This window comes from Pseudarthrobacter sp. R1 (assembly GCF_024494415.1).
Lineage (GTDB): Bacteria > Actinomycetota > Actinomycetes > Actinomycetales > Micrococcaceae > Arthrobacter.
The window spans coordinates 20965-37909 of sequence record NZ_JAMKFI010000006.1 but is presented as its reverse complement, the minus strand read 5'-3'; the positions used below and the strand labels follow the sequence as shown (position 1 = coordinate 37909).

At 64.7% G+C, this 16945-nt stretch carries 18 protein-coding genes and 2 riboswitches; of the genes, 13 read left to right on the top strand and 5 right to left on the bottom strand.

Translation table 11 applies throughout. The features are described 5' to 3' along the window. Positions 1-110 precede the first annotated feature (110 nt). Both M8J71_RS06270 and M8J71_RS06265 read left to right on the top strand, forming a co-directional pair. Entirely contained in the window at positions 111-971 is an 861-nt protein-coding gene (locus M8J71_RS06270) for a phosphatidylinositol-specific phospholipase C/glycerophosphodiester phosphodiesterase family protein (protein ID WP_256247108.1), read from the top strand. A 42-nt stretch (positions 972-1013) separates the two neighbouring features. Further along, a complete protein-coding gene (locus M8J71_RS06265; protein WP_256247107.1) occupies positions 1014-2048 on the top strand; it encodes a metallophosphoesterase in 1035 nt (344 codons plus the stop codon). A gap of 76 nt (positions 2049-2124) precedes the next feature. Here the strand turns inward: M8J71_RS06265 and surE are convergent, their stop codons facing one another. The 3 genes from surE to M8J71_RS06250 all read right to left on the bottom strand — a co-directional run bounded on the left by surE (position 2125) and on the right by M8J71_RS06250 (position 4440). Further along, positions 2125-2910 (bottom strand): 5'/3'-nucleotidase SurE, encoded by a 786-nt coding sequence (gene surE, locus M8J71_RS06260; RefSeq protein WP_256247106.1) that lies wholly within the window; start codon positions 2908-2910, stop codon positions 2125-2127. Then, complete coding sequence (locus tag M8J71_RS06255; RefSeq protein WP_256247105.1) at positions 2907-3893, bottom strand: 1-phosphofructokinase family hexose kinase; 987 nt, start codon at positions 3891-3893, stop codon at positions 2907-2909. The genes surE and M8J71_RS06255 overlap by 4 nt, the downstream gene beginning before the upstream one ends. Before the next feature lie 229 nt (positions 3894-4122). Further along, positions 4123-4440 (bottom strand): hypothetical protein, encoded by a 318-nt coding sequence (locus tag M8J71_RS06250; protein WP_256247104.1) that lies wholly within the window; start codon positions 4438-4440, stop codon positions 4123-4125. Positions 4441-4624: 184 nt separating this feature from the next. Here M8J71_RS06250 and M8J71_RS06245 point away from each other — a divergent pair, with 184 nt between their 5' ends. From M8J71_RS06245 to M8J71_RS06225, 5 genes are all read left to right on the top strand, one after another. Next, complete coding sequence (locus M8J71_RS06245) at positions 4625-6253, top strand: serine hydrolase (protein WP_256247103.1); 1629 nt, start codon at positions 4625-4627, stop codon at positions 6251-6253. Positions 6254-6319: 66 nt separating this feature from the next. After that, on the top strand, positions 6320-6718 hold the full coding sequence (locus tag M8J71_RS06240; RefSeq protein WP_256247102.1) for a RidA family protein: 399 nt from the start codon (positions 6320-6322) through the stop codon (positions 6716-6718). Positions 6719-6861: 143 nt separating this feature from the next. Continuing rightward, the gene (locus tag M8J71_RS06235; RefSeq protein WP_256247101.1) at positions 6862-7629 is read left to right on the top strand and encodes a GOLPH3/VPS74 family protein; all 768 of its coding nucleotides are present in this window, start codon (positions 6862-6864) and stop codon (positions 7627-7629) included. 351 nt (positions 7630-7980) lie between these two features. Then, the gene (locus tag M8J71_RS06230; RefSeq protein WP_256247100.1) at positions 7981-8115 is read left to right on the top strand and encodes a hypothetical protein; all 135 of its coding nucleotides are present in this window, start codon (positions 7981-7983) and stop codon (positions 8113-8115) included. A 131-nt stretch (positions 8116-8246) separates the two neighbouring features. Further along, positions 8247-8591 (top strand): hypothetical protein, encoded by a 345-nt coding sequence (locus M8J71_RS06225; RefSeq protein WP_256247099.1) that lies wholly within the window; start codon positions 8247-8249, stop codon positions 8589-8591. A 92-nt stretch (positions 8592-8683) separates the two neighbouring features. Here M8J71_RS06225 and M8J71_RS06220 read toward each other — a convergent pair whose 3' ends face one another. Then, positions 8684-8968 carry a DUF427 domain-containing protein gene (locus tag M8J71_RS06220; RefSeq protein ID WP_256247098.1) on the bottom strand — a complete coding sequence of 95 codons (285 nt, stop codon included), beginning with the start codon at positions 8966-8968 and terminating at the stop codon, positions 8684-8686. A 138-nt stretch (positions 8969-9106) separates the two neighbouring features. Further along, positions 9107-9466: a VOC family protein gene (locus tag M8J71_RS06215; protein WP_256247096.1), complete on the bottom strand. Its 360-nt coding sequence runs from the start codon at positions 9464-9466 to the stop codon at positions 9107-9109. Between the two features lie 79 nt (positions 9467-9545). Between M8J71_RS06215 and M8J71_RS06210 the strand changes: the two genes are divergently transcribed. The 6 genes from M8J71_RS06210 to M8J71_RS06185 form a co-directional block, all read left to right on the top strand. Next, entirely contained in the window at positions 9546-9857 is a 312-nt protein-coding gene (locus M8J71_RS06210; RefSeq protein ID WP_256247095.1) for a hypothetical protein, read from the top strand. Between the two features lie 135 nt (positions 9858-9992). Then, positions 9993-10090, top strand: a riboswitch (glycine riboswitch). 1 nt (position 10091) lies between these two features. Then, positions 10092-10199, top strand: a riboswitch (glycine riboswitch). 52 nt (positions 10200-10251) lie between these two features. Further along, positions 10252-13104, top strand: coding sequence for an aminomethyl-transferring glycine dehydrogenase (gene gcvP / locus M8J71_RS06205; protein ID WP_256247094.1), 2853 nt, complete (start codon positions 10252-10254; stop codon positions 13102-13104). Positions 13105-13114: 10 nt separating this feature from the next. Further along, positions 13115-14263 carry a glycine cleavage system aminomethyltransferase GcvT gene (gene gcvT / locus M8J71_RS06200; protein ID WP_256247093.1) on the top strand — a complete coding sequence of 383 codons (1149 nt, stop codon included), beginning with the start codon at positions 13115-13117 and terminating at the stop codon, positions 14261-14263. A gap of 143 nt (positions 14264-14406) precedes the next feature. Next, a complete protein-coding gene (gcvH, locus tag M8J71_RS06195) occupies positions 14407-14790 on the top strand; it encodes a glycine cleavage system protein GcvH (protein WP_163166083.1) in 384 nt (127 codons plus the stop codon). A gap of 11 nt (positions 14791-14801) precedes the next feature. Continuing rightward, positions 14802-16109, top strand: a complete 1308-nt coding sequence (glyA, locus tag M8J71_RS06190; protein ID WP_256247092.1) for a serine hydroxymethyltransferase — start codon at positions 14802-14804, stop codon at positions 16107-16109. A gap of 297 nt (positions 16110-16406) precedes the next feature. Continuing rightward, positions 16407-16945: serine dehydratase beta chain (locus M8J71_RS06185; protein WP_305478661.1), on the top strand; the 539-nt coding region annotated here is incomplete at its 3' end.

The following is a 16945-nucleotide window of genomic DNA, read 5'->3' as shown; positions in this document are numbered from 1 at the left end:
ACAACAGGTCCTCCGCCGTTCTCCCGCGGCCAGCAGTCTTTTCACGCACCCTTTCTGTCCGGCGCCCCCAAACGCCCGGGCGGACATCCCCGAGGTACCAGGAGTACTCCGTGTTCGTGAAACGCACCCTTGCCGCCGTCGCCGTCCTTGCCTCCCTGGCCGGAACTGCCGCGGCACCCGCTCAGGCCGAGGCAACCAAGCCCGCTCCCGTCGTCCTCGGCCAGCCGCTGGCCCAGGCGCATGCGCACAATGACTATGAGCACGACCGCCCCCTGTTCGACGCACTGGAGCGCGGCTTCACCAGTGTCGAGGCAGACGTGTGGCTGGTGGACGGCGAGCTGCTGGTGGCGCACGACCTGGAGGACGTCCAGCCCGGCGTCACCCTCGAAAGCCTCTACCTCGACCCGCTGCAGGACCTGGTCCGCAGCCAGCAGGGCCACAGCGTCTACCCGAAGTGGGACGGCAGCCTGCAGCTGCTGATCGACATCAAGAGCGAAGGCGAAGCCACGTACGCCGCCATCGAGCAGGAACTGGCCGAATACCGCGACATCATGAGCCGCTACACCAACGGCACCACCAAGACCGGCCCGGTCACCGCCGTCATCAGTGGCAACCGTCCGCTCGCCACAATGCAGGCGCAGGAGAAGCGGTTCAGCTTCTACGACGGCCGCTCCGCCGACCTCACCTCCGGCAAGCCCGCAGGCCTGATGCCGCTGGTCAGCGACAACTGGACCAAGCTGTTCACCTGGCAGGGCATCGGTCCGATGCCCGAGGCCGAGCGCGCCAAACTACACGCCTACGTTGCCGAGGCCCACGCCAACGGCTACCGCGTCCGCTTCTGGGCCACCCCGGACATGCCCGGCGCCGCACGCGAAGCTGTATGGAACGAGCTCTTCGACGCCGGCGTGGACCACATCAACACCGACGACCTCGACGGCCTGCAGCAGTTCCTCACCGCCCGCGCGTCCTAAGCCGCCTCCTCAGTCGCTCCCACCAGAATCAGGACCCTCCCCATGCCTTCCAAGACCTTGAAAATCACGACGGCGGCCGCCGTCCTGGCGCTCGGCCTCCTTTCGTCCCAGCCCGCCACCGCCGCTGACAGCACCAGCGAGGCCTTCACCTTCGGCGTCATCGGCGACATCCCGTACGGCGACGCCGAAATCGCCAAGTTTCCCGCCCGAATCCAGGACATCAACGCCGACAAGGATTTGAAGTTCGTCACCCACGTGGGCGATATCAAGAACGGTTCCTCGGTCTGCTCGGACGAGTACTTCGCCAACATCCGTACGCAGTTCGACACCTTCGAGCAGCCGCTGGTCTTCACCCCGGGCGACAACGAGTGGGTGGACTGCCACCGGACCAACAACGGTGCGTACAACCCACTGGAGCGGCTGGACAAGCTGCGGGAAGTCTTCTTCAACGAGCCCGGCAAGACCCTTGGCGCCACCATGCCGGTGAAGAGCCAGGAGAACCTTGGGTTGCCCGAAAACGTCCGCTTCAACCAGAACCGCGTGGCCTTCTCCGTGCTAAACATCCAGGGCAGCAACAACGCGCTGCAGCCCTGGAGCGGGTTGGGCAACACCGAAGCCACGTCCGGGCAGCTGGCCGAAGTTAAGCACCGGACGGAGGCCGTGCTGAACCAGATCCGCGACACCTTCGCGGACGCCGAACGCCGCAACGACCGCGCCGTGGTGCTGATGACGCAGGCCGACATGTTCGATCCGTCGCTGCTCAACGCTGCCACCGTCAATCCGGAAATCCTCTCCGGGTTCCGCGGGATAGTGCAGGCCATCGTCGAGGAGACCAACGGTTTCGACCGCCCGGTCTACCTGATCAATGGCGACAGCCACGTCTTTGCCGAGAACCAGCCCCTGGCCGAGGGCTCACCCTGGCTGGACGTCTACGGCCAGCCCGCCGCGGACCGCCTGCAGCGCATCACCGTAGACGGCTCGGCCAACGCCACCAACTACGTTCGGTTCACGGTGGCCGGCAACAGCTCCGACGGCGGAAACATCCTGAGCTGGGAGAAGGTCCCCTTCAGCTCCTAGGCACCAAAGCGAAGCGGACGACGGCGGGCACCTCCCGCCGTCGTCCGCTTCCTTCTGTGATGCGCCCGGGAAATTGCTAACCGCGCGATGCGGCGTGAGGCAGGGCGTCCAGGGCGGGCAGTACTGTTCCGGTGACCGGCTGGAGGGCAGTCACCGTGGCATAGCCAGCCGCCAGCAGCGCGGCGTCGCTGTCCGGATCGGGCGCTTCCGTGGTGTCCGCAATGGCCAGGCGCACGTGCTGCTGCCCACGTTCCGCGAGGGTGGTCTGAACGATGCCGAACCTCGTTAGCGTGGCGGTGCGGTACGCCGGGAGTTCGGGCCCGGCAGTGTTGGGTACGTTGAGGTTCAGGACACTTCCGGCGTCCTGCTCCAGCAGGAACGGCAGCAGGTTGGTCGCCAACCGTGCGGCGGTGTCCCAATGGATCTCTTCCGGATTCAGGCCGGTATCCAAAGACACTGCCATGCCGCGTCCGTCGTTGACACCGGCTGTCAGTGCCGCTCCAACGGTTCCGGAGTGCAGAATGGCCCGGCCCACGTTGGCGCCGCGGTTCACTCCGGACAGGACGACGTCCGGCGGAGGACCGAAGGCGCCGTGCGTGGCAATCATGGTGATGAAGGCCGGCGCTCCGTGCACAGCGAAGGCTTCAACGCCATCCAGGTCCTCCAGTTGGCGCTTTTCAATCGCAATTTTGCCGTCCTCTTCCACTGCGGTGATCGAGGAGCTGCTGCCGCTGGCCTCGGAGGCGGGGGCTGCGACCACCACGTCCAGGCCGGCGCGGACGGCAGCCGCGGCCAAGGCATGCAGGCCGGGGGAGCCGATGCCGTCGTCGTTGGTAATAAGGACACGGGTGGGCTGGTTCATGATGTTTTGACCTTTCGTGCCAGCTCGTCGGGGCTCACTTGCTGCGCCGCATCGGTCTCACTGGTGTCATTCAGAGGAACCATCCTGACCAGTTTCGCCACTTCATGGATCACTGATGCCTCACCGGAGCCCAGTCCGTGGCGGGTCACGTTATGGGCGCCTGCTGCCGTGCCCAGGACAACGGCATCGTGAAGGTGCCCGCCGTCGGCCAGCACCGCTGCCACCCCGGCGGTGAGTGAATCGCCGGCGCCGCTTGTTTCCACGCTCTCGAACTGCGGAACGTGGATTTCGCTGATTTCCCCGTCGCTGAGGAGCAGGGAGGGTTCGTGGGCACGGGTGATAATGACGGCCGATGCGCCCTCCCGGTTGAGGGTGTGCATTGCCTCGACCAGCTGTCCTGTTTCCGACACGCCGGCCCGGCCGCTGTCCACAACTTCAGAGTCGGACATCTTGACCACTGACGGGTTGCCCGCCAGGATCCCATTCAACCTTTCGCCGGCAAGGTCAGCGATGACGGTGCACCCGGCGGTGCGCAGGTCAGCTGTCAGCCTCCGGTACATGTCCGGCGGCACCGAATCCTCCCGGCCGGTGCCGCTGAGGATTACGGTGCCCGCTTTCATCCCGGCCTGCAACGTCAGCCCGTAAAGTTCGTCAAGCTCATGGCGGGTGAGCCGGTGGCCGGGCGACTCCGCCACCACATCGCGCTCGCCGCTGCGGCGGTCATGGACATACGCCCCGCTGTTTCCTTCGCCGGAAACAGGCAGCACCTTGACCCCTTCATCATCAATCAGGTGCTGCAGGATGCGTCCGCTTTCGCCGGAAAAAACAGCACACATGGTCACTTCGGCACCAAGCGCCTTGAGCATGCGGGCCTGCCATACGCCCTGGCCGCCAGCGTGAATGTGGATGTCTGCGGTGCCGTTTACGTCCTCTACTGTGACCGTCAGGACGGGGGACGGAGCGAAAATTACTACGGAACCCATGCCCCACCCGTCTTCCTCGGCTCTGCAACAGGAAACATGGCCATGGTTACCTCTTCCCACCGGAGTGCTCCGGCCGTTGTCGTGCGGACAAGTCGCTTAACATCGTAAGCATACTTAGCACCGGTGTGGCCAGCTGCCGCTGCGTCCGGACCTGCTCGGGCAAGCGGACGACGGCGGGCGCCCCCCGCCGTCGTCCGCTTCCCTTTGCTGTGGGTCTCGTCGCCCGCCTTTACGGGCTGAGGTCCCAGTGGACCTGGATTGCCTCTGCGACGGGGCCGGTGGTGACGTCCACCCGGAACGCGACGGGCGCGGTCCCTGTCTCCTCAATGACGGCGTCGCGGTACACCCGCCCGCATCGGGGGCACAGCGTGTAGAGGTCCTCGTCCTCCGGCCAGGGCGCCAGCCCTTCGGGGACCGGGGATGCCGCATAAACGGGCACGCCCTCTGAGTTCGCCTGTATCAATCCGTCCTGGCTGACAGTGTTGCCGCACACACAGGTGATGGTGGTGACATCATGACCCACCACATCGGCGGTTTCAGCGTCCACGATGACCTCCCGCGTGCTGGAAGGGAACTGGTGGTATCAGCTTATGCCCGCTGATCCGCCTGGCACCCAGGCCTACCCAACTTCCGCAGTTTCCATTGCCTGCCTGCAGCGCGGGGTCCAGAATTGAGGCTGTCGGGAAGGCTGGGGCCTACTGAAACGCCCACCGCCTGATCAAGGATTCGACATGGATAATGGTTCCGTTTTCCCGAACCGGCGTACCGTACTGAAGACCGCCGGGATGGGGGTGGCCGGGGCAGCCGGTTTACCCCTCCTGTCCCCTTCCGCCGGCACGGCTGCACAGCCTGCACCAGGATCACTGCTCCCTGCCCCGCCCAGGCAGGTCGAACCACTGCTGGACCGGGCGAAAGTGGATAACGCCCTGAAAAGGCTTGACGAGTTCATTCAGGACGCCATGGAAAGTACCGGCCTTCCGGGCGTGGCTGTCGCCGTGGTGTACCGGGACGAGGTGGTGTACGCCAAGGGCTTCGGGGTCCGGGAAGTCGGGAAGCCCGAAAGGATCACACCTGACACCGTGTTCCAGGTGGCTTCCGTATCCAAGCCGTTGGCCTCCACCGTGGTGGCAGGGGTAGTGGGACAACAGGTCATCGAATGGACAGACCCCGTTATGGAGCACAACAAGAACTTCGCGTTCCACGATGGCTACGTCACCCGTAATGCAACCTTCGCTGACCTGATGTCCCACCGCAGTGGACTGCGGACGAGTTCGGGTGATCTGCTGGAGGACCTCGGGTTCGATCGTGCCTACATCCTCAGCCACCTCAACCAGCAGCCCCTTGATACCTTCCGGGCGAGTTACAACTACAGCAATTTCGGCTTCACCGAGGCTGGCCAGGCCGCAGCCGACGCGATGAAGACAACCTGGGAGGATCTGGCCGAGGAGATCCTGTTCCGCCAACTGGGCATGTCCGCATCGAGCTACCGGCTCTCGGACTTTGAGGAAACCAAAAACAAGGCCAGGCTCCATGTGCCGCTTGGGAACAAGGAGTGGGCAGCGAAATACCGCCGCGCCCCTGACGCCGAGGCTCCCGCCGGGGGCGCGAGTTCATCCGTGCGGGACCTCGCCCAGTGGCTCCGGCTGCAGCTGGGCAACGGCACCTACGAAGGCAAGCCGGTTATTGATTCCGCTGCCCTCCAAACAACCCACGTTCCCCATGCCTTCTCCGGTCCGGCGTCGGCTCCTGCTGCCCGTTCCCGCTTCTACGGGCTGGGCTGGAACGTTTCCTACGATGACCAGGCCCGCGTCCAGCTGGGACACTCAGGGGCATTCAACCTCGGCGCAGCCACCGCTGTGTCGATGCTCCCCGGCGAACAACTGGCCATTGTGGCCCTGACCAACGGCCGCCCGCAAGGGATTCCTGAAGCAATCAACGCCGACTTTATGGATACGGCCCAGCACGGGCGGCCCACCGTCGACTGGCTGACCTTTATCTCTGGCATCTTCAAGCAACAGGACGAGGCCGGCAAGCCTGAGGTGGACTACACCAAGGTTCCCGCCAACCCCTCGCCCGCCAAGCCAAACAGGGCCTATTCAGGCACCTATGACAACTCCTACTACGGCCCCTTGCTGGTCTTCGAAGAGGGCGGGAAGCTGGCCATGAGAATGGGGCCGGCCGGCAGCCCCACCACTTTCCCGCTCACCCATTTTGACGGCGATACGTTTAGCTTTGAATCGATCGGAGAGAACGGCAACGGCCTGGCCGGTGCGATTTTTGCAGCGGCAATCGGCGGCTCCTCACCAAGCGTCACCCTGGACTTCTACAACAGAACCGGACTTGGGACCTTTACGCGGTGATGTTGGCTGAGATCACCAGGGCTCGGCAAACAGTGTGCACTACCCAGATGGAAAGAAGGGTTTCCAATGTCAGACCGAAAATTATTGAACCCCAAAGAGCTTCATGCGGCGCCCGGATTCACGCACGTTGTCACCGCTCCTGCCGCAGGACTGGTGTTTCTATCGGGCCAGGTCGCGCTTGATGCCAACTTCGCCCTCGTCGGCGGCGACGACCTTGGTGAGCAGACCAAGGCCGCCATGCGCAACATCAAGACAGCCCTGGACAGCATCGGGGCTTCGTGGGAGGACGTCTATCGACGAACCATCTACACCCTGCAGCCCACGCAGTACGAAACGATCACGGCAGCTATCGAGGAAGTTCAGGGGTCGTCAGATCATCCTGCCCAGACGATCGTGGGCGTCACAGGCCTCGCAATGGACGGCTTGCTCATCGAAATCGAGACGACGGTAGTCCTGCCCGGATAGGCTAACCGGGGGTTCCTCGGCCCGCGCGCTGTCGTATTGGAGGCACTGTCATCAGCCCGGCGGGGCAGCCGGGCGCTGAAAGTTAGGGCCCCCGCCTGCAAATCCCCATTGTGGTGGCTGCCCAACCGGTCCACCATGATGCTATGGATGCTGAAACACCTAGATCTGTGGAGCTGAGCCTTCCCCAAGCTTTCCTGCTTTTGGCCACAAATGACGAGAACGGTAAACCTGAAGTGCCGCTGTTCGCACTTAGGACAACGGTGGCAGGGGCGATTTTGGCCGAGTTGGACCTGCTCGGCGCGATCGAGTTGCAGGGGAAGCGCGTCAGGGCCACTGGCACGGCCCCGGTAACGGACTACCAGCACGAGCTGGAACTCATCCGCAGCAAATCCCGGCCCCACACTCCCAAGTGGTGGGTCTCGGTGCTGGAAAGCCGCGCCGAAGTGCTGCGCGTTTACGACGGGCTGGTGTCACTGGGCATCGTGGAGCATGTCGGGGAAAAGCACCTGGGCCGGTTCCGGGCCGTGCGGTTCCCGGAGAAGGACCATGCGCCCGAGGCGGCGCTGCTGAAAAGGGTCCAGGCCGCGCTCAACGGCGCACCGTCCAACCTCGAGGTGCCGGATACCACGGCAACCGGGGCACCCGGTGCGGGGACCACGGATGGCGGGAGGCCTGGCGCCACGGAGCCTGGCCCCAACCCGCCCGGCGCCAAACCCGTTCCCAAGGCACCCGATGCCAGGATCATCGTGCTGATCGCACTGCTTCAGGCGTCCGGACTGCTCCCGAAGCTCTTCCCGGAGGCAGACAGAATCCGGGCAAGTGAGCTGTCGAAAGACTATTGGCCGTCGCGCGCGATCGAGGACGAGCTTCGCATGGTCAGGCTGGCTGAGGAAGAAGCGGCAAATCTTTGACCCCACGGAACTCTGGCCGATGATGATCCCGGGGCTGCCTTCTACCTAATTCTCGCCAGGATAGGACCAAACGTCCTAAAGCCGCTTGGAGTCGCGAATTTCTTAGGGCAGCAGAAAAGGACGATGCAAATTCAGTGCATTTCCGGCTTTAGTTGCGACCGTTGACAGGAAAAGACTAAGAGCGAATCTTCTGTCATGAAGTGCAAAAGGAGATAACCGTACTCGTCACACTCCCTGGCCCCGCGTCGGGGCTGCGGGACGCCCGCTGGAACAGGTTTTTCAAGGACTGGCATAAAAAATAAAAGTAGGTATGGTATCGGGTAACGCAAAGCACAGAAAGGCGTGATTCCGATGTCCGGAAAATCCCCGAAAAGCGGCGCCGCTAAAAAAGCCGGCAAGTCGATCCTCGAAAAAAGAGCCGACAAAAGAGCTAAAAACGAAACCAGTGAAATTAACTTCGTAAAGCCGCGCAAAAACCAGCGCTGATCAAGCCAGCGGGCAGCCGAAACGGGACTCCTAGCCCGGTCGGCTGCCCGCGCCATCCCGCCTGCGCCATTTCGCTTTCGCCATTCACCAGCGGCGCCTAAACCTCGTTTTTCAGCTACAAGGACAACACCATGAACACTTCCGTCAATGCCCTAGTGGTCCCTGCCCGCCTCGTTCATCCGGTCCACATCAAAACCGTGGAGCTGGACCTTGCAGCACTACAGCGGGTGGCTGCAGGGGAAGTAGGGCGTATTGCCAGCACTGACTGGCATGCCTACCTGGACAGCGAGGGAATCAGGTACGCCGAGAACCTCCGGGCCGAAGTCCTCATCCGTGAAGCAGGCATCGATCTCGACGAAACCATCCACGGAACCGCCATGTTCCTGGGCCACACAAACCCCGGCGAAGAGACCGACGCTCCCCGCCACCTCATCCGGCTCGCCGAGCAACTGTTCGATCTTCCGCTGGCGGCGTAGCCGGGATTGCAGGCCGAGGGCGCGATGGTGGGCCCTGGCAAAAGCAACGGGCGGCGGCGGGAAGTCCCGCCGTCGCCCGTTGCTTTCCGCTGCTACGCCTCGATGGTCACGCCGCGCCAGAAGGCGATGCGGTCCTCGATCTGTTTGGCGCGTGCCTTGGGCTCCGGGTAGTACCAGGCCGCGTCCACGTTCAGCTTTCCGTCCACTTCCAGCGAGTGGTAGCTGGCTTTGCCCTTCCAGGGGCAGACCGAATAGAGGTCACTGTCCCTGAGGTAGCCCGCATTTACTGCGTCACGCGGGAAGTAATGGTTGCCCTCCACCACCACGGTGTCCGTGGATTCGGCGATGACTTTTCCGTTCCAGATAGCCCTGACCATGTGGTTCCATTCTGTTGGGTGCCGCCGCATGGGAATGCCGCTCGTAGGTATGCCAACGCGATGGCGTGCGCGCTTGTTCCCGGAGGGCGGGTTCCAGCGCCGGAACGTGAATCACCGGCACAAAGTTCGACGGCGGTGCTACCGCGGGCTTTGGTCGATAACGCAGAAGCGGTTCCCGTCAGGGTCGGCGAGCACCACGAAGTCGGAGTCCTCCGGATACCTGTCCCAGTCGACGCTCCGGGCACCGAGCGAGATCAGCCGCTCCACCTCTGCTGCCTGGTCGTCCGCATACAAATCCAGGTGGATGCGAGGGTGGTCCTGCACGGGCGTCTCGCTCAGCATAAGTGCCAGCTGCGCTCCCGGTCCCGACGCTGGCACGAGGATTATCCAGGTCTCATCCCCGGGCTCCCGGGGGACGTAGCCGAGGGCGGCATGCCAAAAAGCTGTGGCGCGGGCGACGTCATTGACGCCAAGGACGGTGCTGCCGATGGTCAACATCCGCCCAGCCTAGCTACAGCGGCCGTCGTCTGTCCGGTGCGGCGGGGTAACTATCAACAGCACCACTAGACTCGCCTGCATGGGGGAAAACAACACACCTGACGCACACAAAACGCCGAGACTTGCCCGCTTCCGTGGAGCTGTCCTGCCGGTAGCGGCCCTCGCCGTGGTGCTGGTGGGGTGCTTCGTCGCGTGGAGCAACAGCCAAAATGCCAGCTTTGGCTGGTTCGCCTACGCGCCGCTGAGCAACGAGCCCTTCAGCGGAAGCGGCTTGGCGTTCGTTACGCCAGGGACGCAGGCCGGCCTGGCAATCGCCGTCGTCGGTTTGCTCGTCCTGGCATTCTGGGCCGGGTACCGGATCGGCACCAAAGCCAGCCCCAGGACCCCCTGACCCGCGCTTCGGTGAGAGGGCGACGGCGGCACCTCCCGCCGTCGTAAGCCCACCTGAAAATGCAACCCCGTTTTGCATCCAGCCCCGCAACCAGGTATGGTGTGAGCCGTGTCACCCACCAGTGGCACGTGCTTATGATCTGCGGCGGGAGAGTCCTGCCGGTACGTTCTGCAGGCGCCGTAGGAGCAAATCCTCCCCAGGAATCTCTCAGGCCCACGTACCGCCGCGGCAAGGCAACTCTGGAAAGCAGTCCGGGAAACCGGGCTCACCGACGGTGCAAGTGGCGCTCTGCTGAACAGCAAAGCAACGCAAAACTCTCAGGTCCAATACAGAGCGGGGAGGAACCCGAATCAACGTGGTGCTTCGGCACCACCTGAATTATGGAGTTCCTCTCATGACGGTTCAATCGTCCCCAACCACCTTCGCAGATCGCCATATCGGCGCGCGCCGCCAGTCCGACATCGACACGATGCTCAAGGCCGTCGGCTACGACAGCCTCGATGGCCTCGTCGACAGCGCGGTCCCCGATTCCATCCGCCAGGACAAGCCCCTCACCCTTGAGAGCGCACTGAGCGAAGTCCAGGTCCTCGCCGAACTCCGCAAGCTTGCCGGCAAAAACAAGACGGCCGTGCAGATGATCGGCCAGGGCTACTACGACACCGTGACCCCGCCGGTGATCCGCCGCAACATCCTCGAAGCCCCCGCCTGGTACACCGCGTACACCCCGTACCAGCCGGAAATCTCCCAAGGCCGGCTCGAAGCACTGCTGAACTTCCAGACCATGGTCCAGGACCTCACCGCGCTCCCGGTGGCCAACGCCTCCCTACTGGACGAGGCCACCGCCGTCGCCGAAGCCGTGCTGCTGATGCGCCGCGCAAACAAGTCCAAGACGGTCAAGGACGGCAAGACCGTCCTGGACGCCGACCTCCTCCCGCAGACCATCGCCATCGTGCTGGGCCGCGCCGAAGCCCTCGGCTTCGAGGTGGAGATCGCCGACCTCACCAACGGACTGCCCGACGGCGACATCAACGGCGTCGTTCTCCAGCAGCCCGGCGTCTCCGGCCGGGTGTGGGACCAGTCCGCCGTCATCGCCGAGGCCAAGGACCGCGGGGCCCTGGTCACCGTCGCCGCCGACCTCCTGGCCCTCACCCTCATCACCCCGCCGGGCGAGCAGGGCGCGGACATTGCCGTCGGCTCCACCCAGCGCTTTGGCGTGCCGTTGTTCTTTGGGGGACCGCACGCCGCCTACATGGCCGTCCGTCAGGGCATGGAGCGCACCCTCCCCGGCCGGATCGTGGGCGTTTCCAAGGACAACGCCGGTGTCCCCGCCTACCGCCTGGCCCTGCAGACCCGCGAGCAGCACATCCGCCGCGAGAAGGCCACCTCCAACATCTGCACCGCGCAGGCGCTGCTCGCCATCGTCTCGTCCTTCTACGCCGTTTACCACGGCCCCGACGGCCTGAAGGCAATCGCCGAAACCGTCCACACCAACGCCCGCGCCCTGGCCGCCACGCTGAAGACCGCCGGCCGCGAACTGGTGTCCGACACGTTCCTCGACACCCTCACCGTCCGCGTGCCCGGCAAGGCCGCCAAAGTGATCACCGCCGCCGAAGCACACGGCATCAACCTGCGCCTCATCGATGCGGACACAGTTGGCGTGTCAGTCGATGAAACCACGACGCCGGAGGTCCTCTCCGCGGTTGTCGTCGCCTTTGGCGCCGGTCCCGTTGTGGAAGCTGCCGGGTTTGAGCTGCCCGCGTCGGTGCTGCGCACCTCCACCTACCTGCAGCACCCGGTGTTCAACACCCACCGCTCTGAGACCCAGCTGCTGCGCTACATCCGCCGCCTCTCCGACCGGGACCTGGCGCTGGACCGCACCATGATCCCGTTGGGTTCGTGCACCATGAAGCTGAACGCCACGGCCGAGATGGAGGCCATTTCCTGGCCGGAGTTCGCCTCGATCCACCCGTTCGCTCCGGACTCGCAGACAGCCGGTTGGCGCGAACTCATTGCCGGCCTGGAAGCTGATCTCGCAGAGATCACGGGCTACGACCAGGTGTCCATCCAGCCCAACGCCGGTTCCCAGGGCGAGCTGGCCGGCCTGCTGGCGATCCGCGGCTACCACCACTCGCGCGGGGACCAGCAGCGCAACGTCTGCCTCATTCCCGCTTCGGCGCACGGCACCAACGCCGCCTCCGCGGTCCTCGCGGGGATGAAGGTTGTCGTGGTGGCCACCGCCGCTGACGGCACCATCGACCACGCCGACCTCGCAGCTAAGATCGAGGCCCACAAGGACGTCCTCTCGGCCATCATGATCACCTACCCGTCAACGCACGGCGTGTATGACTCAGATGTGCGCGAGGTGTGTGATGCCATCCACGCGGCAGGCGGCCAGGTGTACGTTGACGGCGCGAACCTCAATGCTTTGGTGGGCTTGGCCCAGCCGGGCAAGTTCGGCGGCGACGTTTCGCACCTGAACCTGCACAAGACGTTCTGCATCCCGCACGGCGGCGGCGGACCCGGCGTCGGACCTGTTGCTGCCAAGGCGCACCTGGCACCGTTTATGCCGGGCGACGCCAACAAAGCTGCGCATGAGGACGGGCACGGGGTTGCGATTTCAGCGTCCCGCTTCGGTTCGGCCGGTGTGCTGCCGATCTCGTGGGCGTACGTGAAGCTGATGGGCGGGCACGGCCTCACCGAGGCCACCAAGTCCGCCCTGCTCGCTGCGAATTACGTTGCCGCGCGGCTCGACGAGCACTTCCCGGTTCTTTACACGGGTGAGAGCGGCCTGGTGGCGCACGAGTGCATCCTGGACCTGCGCGACCTGACGGCCAGGACCGGCGTCACGGCCGAGGACGTTGCCAAGCGCCTCATCGACTTCGGCTTCCACGCACCCACGCTGTCGTTCCCGGTGGCCGGCACGCTGATGGTGGAGCCCACGGAGTCCGAGGACCTTGCAGAGATCGACCGCTTCATTGAGGCCATGATCGCCATCCGTGCCGAAATCGACCAGGTGGCCAACGGCGACTTCCCGGTGGAGAAGTCCCCCCTGCGCAACGCACCCCACACGGCAGCCGCCGTCGTCACCTCTGAATGGAACCGTTCCTACCCGCGTGAGCAGGCAGCCTTCCCGGTGGCCTCGCTTCGGCAGGACAAGTACTTCCCGCCCGTGGGCCGCATTGACGGCGCGGCAGGTGACCGCAACCTGGTCTGCTCCTGCCCGCCGCTTTCCGAATTTGAGAACTAAGGATTCTGTGATGACCGAGAACTACACCGCGCTCTACGAGCAGCACAAGATTGCCGGCGCTTCCTTCACGGACTTCGGCGGCTGGCAGATGCCCCTGAAGTACAACTCCGAACTGGCAGAGCACCACGCCGTGCGCAACGCCGCCGGCCTGTTCGACCTCTCCCACATGGGCGAAGTCTGGGTCACCGGTCCGGACGCCGGGGCGTTCCTCGACTACGCCCTGGCCGGCAAGCTGTCCGCGGTGGCCGTGGGCAAAGCGAAGTACTCGCTGATCTGCCAGGAGGACGGCGGCATCATCGACGACCTGATCACGTACCGCCTTCCCGCGGCTGCGGATGGAACAGCCAAATACCTGGTGGTCCCCAACGCCGGCAACGCGAAGGTCGTTGCCGCCGCACTGGCTGAGCGGGCTGCCGCCTTCGACGTGGTTGTGAATGACGTTTCCGCCGCGACCTCCCTCATCGCCGTGCAGGGACCGAACGCCGAGGCCATCCTGCTCCAGCTGGTCCCCGCTGAACAGCACCCGCTGGTGACGGAGCTGAAGTACTACGCGGCTGTGGAGGTAGGGATTACCGTCAACGGCACAGTACAGGAGTTGCTGCTGGCCCGCACCGGGTACACCGGCGAGGACGGCTTCGAAATCTACATTCCCAACGAGGACGCGGCCGGCCTGTGGGACGCGCTGCTGGAAGTTGGGGAGGGCCACGGGCTCATCCCTGCCGGGCTGGCCTGCCGGGACTCGCTCCGCTTGGAGGCCGGCATGCCCCTCTACGGCAACGAGCTTTCCCGCGAGGGCAGCCCGTACGCCGCAGGCCTGGGCCCCGTGGTTTCACTCAAGAAGGAGTCGGACTTCGTGGGCAGGGCCGTGCTGGCCGAGCTCAAGGAACTGGGCGCCGGCTCCACCTCCGGCCGCAAGCTGGTGGGCCTCAAGGGCCTGGGCCGCCGCGCCGGTCGCAGCCACTACCCGGTCCTCAAGGACGGCAACGTCGTGGGCGAAGTGACCTCCGGCCAGCCGAGCCCCACCTTGGGTTACCCGATCGCCCTGGCCTACGTCGACGTCGAACACTCAGCACCCGGCACCGCCCTGGACATCGACCTCCGCGGCAAGCCCGAGCCCTTCGAAGTAGTAGAGCTGCCGTTCTACAAGCGCCAGAAGTAACGCTCTCTCACTTGATGCGCGGTTTGTCCCGACGCTCTCTCACTTGATGCGTGGTTTGTCCCAACGCTCTCTCACTTGATGCGCGGTTTGTCCCAACGCTCTCTCACTTTCTAAACACTAGACACGAACCTAAGGAAATACACATGGCAAAAGTTGTTGCTGAACTGAAGTACTCCGCCGAGCACGAATGGGTTGCTGCTGACGGATCCGGCCCCACCAACATTGGTATCTCGGCCGTGGCCGCCGAAGCCCTCGGCGACATCGTGTACGTGGACCTGCCGGAGGTTGGCTCCACGGTCACCGCGGGCGAGACCTGCGGCGAGGTTGAATCCACCAAGTCCGTCTCCGACCTCTATGCGCCGGTCACGGGCGAGGTTGTGGAGATCAACGACGAGGTGGTCTCCGATCCCGCCCTGATCAACAACGATCCCTACGGCGCCGGCTGGCTGTTCAAGGTGGCCGTCACCGAAGAAGGCCCCCTGCTGTCCGCCGAAGAGTACGCGGCAGCTAACGGCGGCGAGCTGTGAGCGGCGCGGGCATGACCACAACGGCAGCCTTCGACCAGATCGTCTCCCCGTCCCTGGACGCCGACCTGTCCGCGCTGGATCCCGAGATCGCAGCAAAGATCGACGACGAACTCACCCGCCAGCGCGACGGCCTGGAGATGATCGCCTCCGAGAACCACACCGCCGTCGCCGTGATGCAGGCGCAGGGTTCGGTGCTGACCAACAAGTACGCCGAGGGCTACCCGGGCAAACGCTACTACGGCGGCTGCGAGCACGTGGACGTCGTCGAGCAGCTCGCCATTGACCGCATCAAGGCACTGTTTGGCGCGGAGTTTGCCAACGTGCAGCCGCACTCCGGCGCGCAGGCCAACGCTTCGGTGATGCACGCGCTGATCAAGCCCGGCGACACCATCATGGGCCTGAACCTGGCCCACGGCGGCCACCTCACGCACGGCATGAAGATCAACTTCTCCGGCAAGCTCTACAACGTGGTGCCGTACGGCGTCCGCGAGGACACCCACACAGTGGACATGGCCGAGGTTGAGCGCCTGGCGCAGGAGACCAAGCCCGCGCTGATCGTTGCCGGCTGGTCCGCCTACGCCCGGCAGCTGGACTTCGCCGAGTTCCGCCGCATCGCAGACTCCGTGGGCGCCTACCTCATGGTGGACATGGCGCACTTCGCCGGGCTTGTGGCCGCCGGACTGCACCCGTCACCGGTGCCGCACGCGCACGTAACCACGTCCACCACGCACAAGACCCTCGCCGGTCCGCGCGGCGGCATCATCCTGACGAACGACGCCGACATCGCCAAGAAGGTCAACTCGGCTGTGTTTCCCGGCCAGCAGGGCGGCCCGCTGGAGCACGTCATCGCGGGCAAGGCCGTGGCGTTCAAGATCGCGGCCTCGGCCGAGTTCAAGGAGCGCCAGGAGCGCGTCCTCGCCGGCGCCCGGATCCTGGCCGAGCGCCTGGTCCAGCCCGACGTCACCGCCAAGGGCATCAGCGTAATCTCGGGCGGCACCGACGTGCACCTGGTCCTCGTTGACCTGCGCAACTGCGAGCTCAACGGGCAGCAGGCCGAGGACCGCCTCGCGGCTATCGACATCACGGTCAACCGCAACGCCGTCCCGTTCGACCCCCGCCCGCCGATGGTCACCTCCGGCCTCCGGATTGGCACACCCGCCCTTGCTACGCGCGGCTTCGGTGAGGCTGCGTTCCGCGAAGTTGCGGACATCATCGCCGAGGCTTTGACGGCCGACGCCGACCTTTCGGGGCTGCGTCACCGCGTCGAGGCACTCGCCGCCGCGCATCCGCTCTACCCGGGCGTCCAGAACCTCGCCTAACAACCCTATGGCTGGCTTAAGGCCCGTCGGGTCCGAACTCCACTGCATGCTCGGTCGCGAAGACGCCCGCTGAGCGGACGTGACGCTCCCTTAGACGCATGCTGCCGGAGTCCGGACCCGAAGGGGCCCCGTCCGTCCCCTTCGGAGTCAGGCAGTCAGTGATTGGCGGCAAAGGTGACAGGCCGAAGGTGGGCGAGCGGATTCCGGAAGCGTGCGTCAGAGCGACGAAGGAGCAGCACGCGGAGGAATTCGGTCACCCACCACGCAACCCACGCACATTCTTAGTTAGGACAAGTAATGGCTGTTGGAGTCTTTGACCTTTTCTCTGTTGGGATCGGGCCTTCGAGTTCGCATACTGTGGGGCCGATGCGGGCTGCCGCCGTGTTTGCCGAGGAGCTCAAGGCCTCCGGCATGCTGGCTGAGGTGGCGTCGCTGCGGGTTGATCTTTATGGGTCGCTCGCGGCGACGGGCCACGGCCACGGCACCATGACGGCCATCCTGCTGGGGTTGGAGGGGTTTCATCCGGAGTTGATCCTGCCGGACGAGGTGGAGGAACGCCTGGCCGGGATCGCGGAGACTGGAATCCTCCAGCTGGCGGGCGCTGTTCCGCTGACGTATGGGGTGAAGGACATGGTGCTGCGGCCGCTGACCATCCTGCCCCGGCACACCAACGGCATGACGTTCACCGTCTCTGATGCGGAGGACGGGATCCTGCACACCGCCACGTTCTTCTCGGTAGGCGGCGGGTTTATTGTCCGGGAGGGTGAGGAGGACGCGGCGCAGCAGGAGCTGGACGAGTCCAAGAAGGAACTGCCGTTGCCGTTCCGGACGGCCGC